This is a genomic window from Enorma timonensis (assembly GCF_000321165.1).
GTDB lineage: Bacteria > Actinomycetota > Coriobacteriia > Coriobacteriales > Coriobacteriaceae > Enorma.
In genome coordinates, this window is record NZ_CAPF01000041.1 from 1 (window position 1) to 5,727 (window position 5,727).

The 5,727-nt window shown below is 67.9% G+C and carries 6 protein-coding genes; 1 reads left to right on the forward strand and 5 read right to left on the reverse strand.

The annotated features are described in order from the left end of the window. Nucleotides 1–468 (reverse strand): sugar phosphate nucleotidyltransferase (locus BN423_RS04590; protein WP_019239092.1); only part of this gene is annotated, 468 nt, incomplete at its 3' end. A gap of 187 nt (nt 469–655) precedes the next feature. On the opposite strand from BN423_RS04590, the gene BN423_RS04595 reads away from it, so the two are divergent. After that, entirely contained in the window at nt 656–1,687 is a 1,032-nt protein-coding gene (locus tag BN423_RS04595; protein WP_019239093.1) for an asparaginase, read from the forward strand. Between the two features lie 96 nt (nt 1,688–1,783). On the opposite strand, the gene BN423_RS04600 is transcribed toward BN423_RS04595, so the two are convergent. The 4 genes from BN423_RS04600 to BN423_RS04615 form a co-directional block, all read right to left on the reverse strand. Next, nucleotides 1,784–1,993 (reverse strand): helix-turn-helix domain-containing protein, encoded by a 210-nt coding sequence (locus tag BN423_RS04600; protein ID WP_019239094.1) that lies wholly within the window; start codon nt 1,991–1,993, stop codon nt 1,784–1,786. A gap of 397 nt (nt 1,994–2,390) precedes the next feature. Continuing rightward, entirely contained in the window at nt 2,391–2,774 is a 384-nt protein-coding gene (locus BN423_RS04605) for a DUF1648 domain-containing protein (RefSeq protein ID WP_019239095.1), read from the reverse strand. Between the two features lie 51 nt (nt 2,775–2,825). Beyond that, complete coding sequence (ychF, locus tag BN423_RS04610) at nt 2,826–3,902, reverse strand: redox-regulated ATPase YchF (protein ID WP_019239096.1); 1,077 nt, start codon at nt 3,900–3,902, stop codon at nt 2,826–2,828. 284 nt (nt 3,903–4,186) lie between these two features. After that, nucleotides 4,187–5,455, reverse strand: coding sequence for a 4Fe-4S binding protein (locus BN423_RS04615; RefSeq protein WP_019239097.1), 1,269 nt, complete (start codon nt 5,453–5,455; stop codon nt 4,187–4,189). Nucleotides 5,456–5,727 lie beyond the last annotated feature (272 nt).

Genomic DNA, 5,727 nt, shown 5'->3' on the forward strand with positions numbered 1-5,727 from the left:
CGCCACGGCGACGACGGACGCCCCGCCGTGGTCGGCCGAGACCGCGAGCAGCTTGTCGCAGACGTCGCGGGCGGGCACCACGTAGTCGCCGAGGAGCACGAGGAAGCCCTCGCCCGCCACGGCGTCGGCGGCCGAGCGGATCGCGTGGCCGAGGCCGGCCGGGCGGTACTGGAAGCGGAAGTCCACGGGCAGCGACCCGGCCGCGGCCACGGCGTCGGCGCAGGCGCCCTTGCCGCGGGCGCGCAGGAGCTGCTCGAGCGCGGTGTCGGGCTGGAAGTGGCTCAGGAGCTCGGGCTTGTTCGGGGAGGTGACGACGATGGCGCCGTCGACCTCCGCGGGCTCGAGGGCCTCCTCCACGACGTACTGGATGACCGGCTTGTCGAGGACGGGGAGCATCTCCTTGGGCGTGCACTTCGTCGCGGGGAGGAAGCGGGTGCCCAGGCCCGCGGCGGGGATGATGGCCTTCATGGCGTGGTTCCTTTCGGATGCGTGGTGCGCGGGCGCGATCGCGGCGCGCAGAAACCTATAGCCAGCATCTTAGCGCCGTCGCCCCGCGGAGCATCGGGGTTCAAGCAATCTACAGAGTGGTCGAGACACGCGCGGATGATAAAATCCAGCCTGTCTGCTTTTTATCATTCGCTAGAACGGACATCCTATGAAACGCATCCTCCTCATCGCGACCGGGGGCACCATCGCCTCGGCCGAGGACGGCCACGGCCTCTCCCCCGCGCTCTCCGGCGAGGAGCTCGCCGCCTGCGTGCCCGAGGTCGAGGGGCTTTGCGAGCTCACCACCCTGCAGCTCATGAACATCGACAGCACCAACATGCGGCCGCAGGACTGGCTCCGCATCGCGAACGCCATCGCCGAGCGCTACGCCGACTTCGACGGCTTCCTCATCCTGCACGGCACCGACACCATGGCATATACGGCGGCCGCGCTCTCCTACCTCGTGCCCGCGAGCCCGAAGCCCATCGTGCTCACCGGCTCGCAGCGCCCTATGACGAGCTCGTTCACCGACGCGAAGCTCAACCTCTACCAGAGCCTGCTCTACGCGGTCGACGACGCATCGCGCGACGTCTCGATCGTGTTCGGCGGCATCGCCATCGCCGGCACGCGCGCCCGCAAGCAGCGCACCATGAGCGCCAACGCGTTCAAGAGCGTGAACTTCCCGCCCCTCGCCTATATCAGGAACGACCGCATCGTGCGCGCCGGCTCCTGGGCGGCCAGCGGGGATGCCGCCGCGACCGATGCCCCCGCGCCGGCTCCCGTCCACTTCGACGCCATCGATGACCGCGTGGCCGTGCTCAAGCTCACGCCCGGCCTCGACCCCGCCATCTTCTCCGCCCTCATGCCCGCCTACCACGCGCTCGTGCTCGAGATCTACGGCCTCGGCGGCATCCCGGATTACGGCGCGGGAGAGCTTTCGTTCAAGCGCGCCATCTTCGATTGGGTCGATTCGGGGCGTGCCGTCGTGCTCACCACGCAGGTACCCGAGGAGGGCCTCGACCTCGGGGTCTACGAGGTGGGACGCGCCTACGCCGAGCACCCGGGCATCCTTCGGGGCGGCGACATGACCACCGAAGCCATCGTGGCCAAGATGATGTGGGCGCTCACGCAGGCGGGCGACGCGCGCGAGCTCGAGCGGCTCTTCTACCGCCCCGTCAACCACGATCGCAGCGACGATTAGGCTTCCTGTTCGTTGCGTTTTCCCGTCCGTTGAGCTCGCCGCGCATCGGCGGCGCGGGGCGAGCGTTTCACCCGAAACCCCGAGAGCCGCGCCGGCCTACTGCAGCAGCGAGATCACGTCGGTGCCCAGCGCCTTCGCCAGGCGGTCGAGCTGCTTGATGGACATGTTCGCCTGGCCGGCCTCGATTTTATTGAGATAGGGACGGCTCACGCCGGCCATCAGGCAGAACGCAGTCTTGGAAAGATGCTGCTGCTCACGCAAGGAGCGCACGTTGCGACCGGCCGTCTGTTCAATGCTCTCGTTCATGGCACGAGTGTCTGCAAGAACCCGGTCGGATGCGTAAATTATAGTTTACGTTCGATGCAATCCGCATATCGGAGCGCATCTTATGCAGCGCGGCGACGCAGCGCGCGGGTCGACCTCTGCGCACCGGACGCATCCGATGCTGCCGGCGGCCTTCCGCACATGCGACGACGTGCGGTGTTTGTCTCGACAAATGAGCAAAAGGTGGCAGTGCGCGGGCGTCGTCACCGGAGCGCCCCGCCACCAGCCCGGCAGCGCGCACGCCATCGCGACGACGGGCGGCATGCACCGCGCGAGCTTCAACGCAGCATGAAGCCCGGCGGCGCATCCCATGCGTCCGCGCTACCCCGGTATCCCCCGATGTACGATCAAACCCCGAGGCGGGAACGTCTTGGACCGATTAGAGCGAGAAGCTGAAGCCGGTTCCGGTATAGGCAGCAAACAGCAGGTAGATGGTGCAAGCGGTGAGCAGCACGCCGATCACGACACCGCTCCGCACGCCGCGCCGGTACACGAGCTCGGCCGCGACGCGGGACTCCTTGTTCGCGTTCGCCTGCCGGCGCGCGTTGAAGATCGTCGCGAGCGCGAGCAGCAGGCTCACCGCAGGCACCCAGAACAGCTGGTAGCGGCTCTCGAAGCGCGTCGGATCGCCCGCGGCGTCGAAGGCCATGGCCACCGAATCAGGCAGCTGCGGCACAATCACGAAGGTGATGGCGAGCGGCAGCAGCCCGACCACCACGAGCGCGATGGTGAGGTACCCGTTCACCCGACCGTATTGGAACATGTTATCAACCCATCTCTTCGGTATGCAGCAGCATCGCGGCAGTGCGCGGTGCTACACGTTGAACCGGAAGTGCACCACGTCGCCGTCGGCCATGACGTAGTCCTTGCCCTCCATGCGGAGCTTGCCGGCGGCCTTGGCGCCCTGCTCTCCGCCGAGCTCGATGTAATCGTCGTAGGAGATCACCTCGGCCTTGATGAAGCCGCGCTCGAAATCGGAGTGGATGACGCCCGCGGCCTGCGGGGCGGTCGCGCCCTGGCGCACCGTCCACGCCTTGACCTCCATCTCGCCCGCCGTGAAGAACGACTGCAGGCCGAGCAGCTTGTAGGCGGCCTGCGCGAGCACATCGAGGCCGGGGCGCTCGAGCCCGAGCGACTCCAGGTACTCCGCGGCCTCCTCGGCGTCGAGCTCGGAGAGCTCCGCCTCGATCTTCGCGCAGATGGGAATCGGCGTCACGCCGTCGATGGGCTCGAGCTCCTCGCCGAGCATGTCCTCGTCCACGTTGGCCACGTAGAGCATGGGCTTCATGGTGAGCAGGAACAGGCCCTTGGCGGCCGCGCGCTCCTCGGGCGTCATGTCGAGGGTTGCGGCGCGGTTGCCCTCATTGAGCCAGGCGGCGAGGCGCTTGGCCACCTCGAGCTTGGGTGCGAGCTCCTTGTCGCGCTTGGCGTCCTTCTCGAGCTTGGGCAGCTGCTTGTCGAGCGTCTGGATGTCCGCGAGGATGAGCTCGGTCATGATGGTGTCGGCGTCGGCGGCGGGGTCGACGAAGGCGCCCACGCGGCCGACCTCGCGCATGACGTTCGGATCCTTGAAGTAGCGCACGACCTCGCAGATGGCGTCCGTCTCGCGGATGTTCGCGAGGAACTGGTTACCCAGGCCCTCGCCCTCGTTCGCGCCCTTCACGAGCCCGGCGATGTCCACGAACTCGACCGTTGCGGGCACGATACGGCCGGGATGCACGATCTCGGCGAGCTTGCCCAGGCGGTCGTCCGGCACGTCGACGATGCCGACGTTCGGGTCGATCGTGGCGAAGGGGTAGTTGGCGGCGAGGCCGCCCTTCTTGGTGAGGGCGGTGAAGAGCGTCGACTTGCCCACGTTGGGCAGGCCGACGATACCGATGGATAGGGCCACGAGGCACTTCCTCTCTCAGCGCACCCGGCGCGCGGGCACGGCGTGGATTCGAACCCTCCTATTGTACGAGATGCGCGCGCTCACGTCATGCCCAGACGACCTCGAAGCACGTTCGAGCCCCGATACTGTGCGGGAATCCGGATGCGCCGGGTAGAGCTGCCTCGTCGCGAACGAAACCCCAGATAATGAGGGTGCGCTTGGGCGGTCTGCCAGCCGAAGCGCGATTCCCACACAGTATCGAGGCGCGAGCCGCCCGAACCCGGGCGAGAGAGCGGCGCGCCGCCCTAATCCGCGAGCTTCTCCACGCGGTCGAGCACGGAGTCAAGCTTCTTCTTGGCCTCTGCCTTCATCTTGTCCGCCTCGGCCTTGGCACGCGCCTGCTCGGCCGCGCGCTGCTCGGCCTCCGGATCGGGGACGACGAGGTCCGCGCCGTCGCGCTCCACCATCTTGAGGGCGCCCGGCTGGCAGACCTCCGCGCACAGGCCGCAGCCCGTGCAGTACGTGGGCTCGACCGTGAAGGTTCCCGACCCCACGAGGTCGCAGGCGCGCAGCGGGCAGGCCTCGACGCAATCGCCGCACAGGGTGCAGCGCTCGAAATCGCATTCGGGAACGCTCACCCGCACGTTCGGCGCGAGCTCGGGGTGCGCCTGGAGCGTCGAGAGCAAAAGCTGCCGGCTCTGCGTGAGCACGCGGCGGCGCTTGAGCGAGTTCGCGCCCGTCGAGGCGGAAAGCGAGCGCTCGAGCGCGGAGAGCTTCTTGGTGTGCTCCTTGATGCGCTGCGACACCGTCGTCACCGCGGCCGCCGCGGGGTTGAGCTTCGCCATGGCGAGGCCCGTGGTCTGCTTGATCTTGTCGAAGTACTCCTTGCGCTCGAACGCGCGCGACTTCTCGCAGGTGAGCGCCTTCGCGTCTACCTCGAGGCCCATGCCGCGGCCGGACCATTCCTCGGCCGTGGCGATGGCGTCGCCCAGCATCTCCTCGCCCTGGGCGTTGCGGCACGCCGTGCAGATGTCGAGCGGCAGGTACACGCTCACGTTCGGGAAGTCCATGAGGATGGCGAACCAGGTCTCGGGCGTGACGTCGCCCACGCAGGCGAGCACGACCTCGTTGTCGCGCGGGACGCGGCGGAGCGCGCGCGTGCAGGTCACGTACGCCGTCTCGTAGGCCGTGGCGGCGGCCGCCACCGCATCGTAGATGCGCTTCGGGCGCTTCTGCGGCGAGTAGATGGCCTCCGTGGGGCACACCGGCGCACACAGGCCGCACTTGCGGCAGCTATCGAGGATGTCGATGCCGCCGTCCTCGATCTCGATCGCGTTCACCGGGCACACCTTCACGCACGCGCGGCAGCTGCTCTTCTCCGAGCGGCACGCGAGGCACGGCACGGTGTTCGCCCGCGGACGCTCCTTGTAATCCGCCGGGTTCCATTCCTTCGCCTCGGCCTCGGGGTTGCCCAGGAAGGCGTTCGCGAGGTCGTTGAACGGCTCGGTGATGCCGCTGAGCCCCTTGGTGATGTCGATGAGGTCGTCGAACATGTCGCGCTGTTGCTGCGCCATAGCTACCTCCCAAACGCTGGGGCGACCGGGCCCCGTCCGATGCGCGCGGTGCGGGCGCGGCCGCGCGTGCGTCGCGCCGCCCTCAATGCGAAACCGTCTTATTGTACGGCAGGCGGGTGCGCGAGGCGTTGCGCGCGCAGCCCTGCAAACTTTTTCAATTCCATACACGCATTGTCCGGGCGACGCTGCATAATGGAGGGAGCCTGTCGGAAACGAGCCCTGCGGTCGTCGCCGTGCGCGGCACCTGCGGGCAGACAGAAAGGAACGCGTAT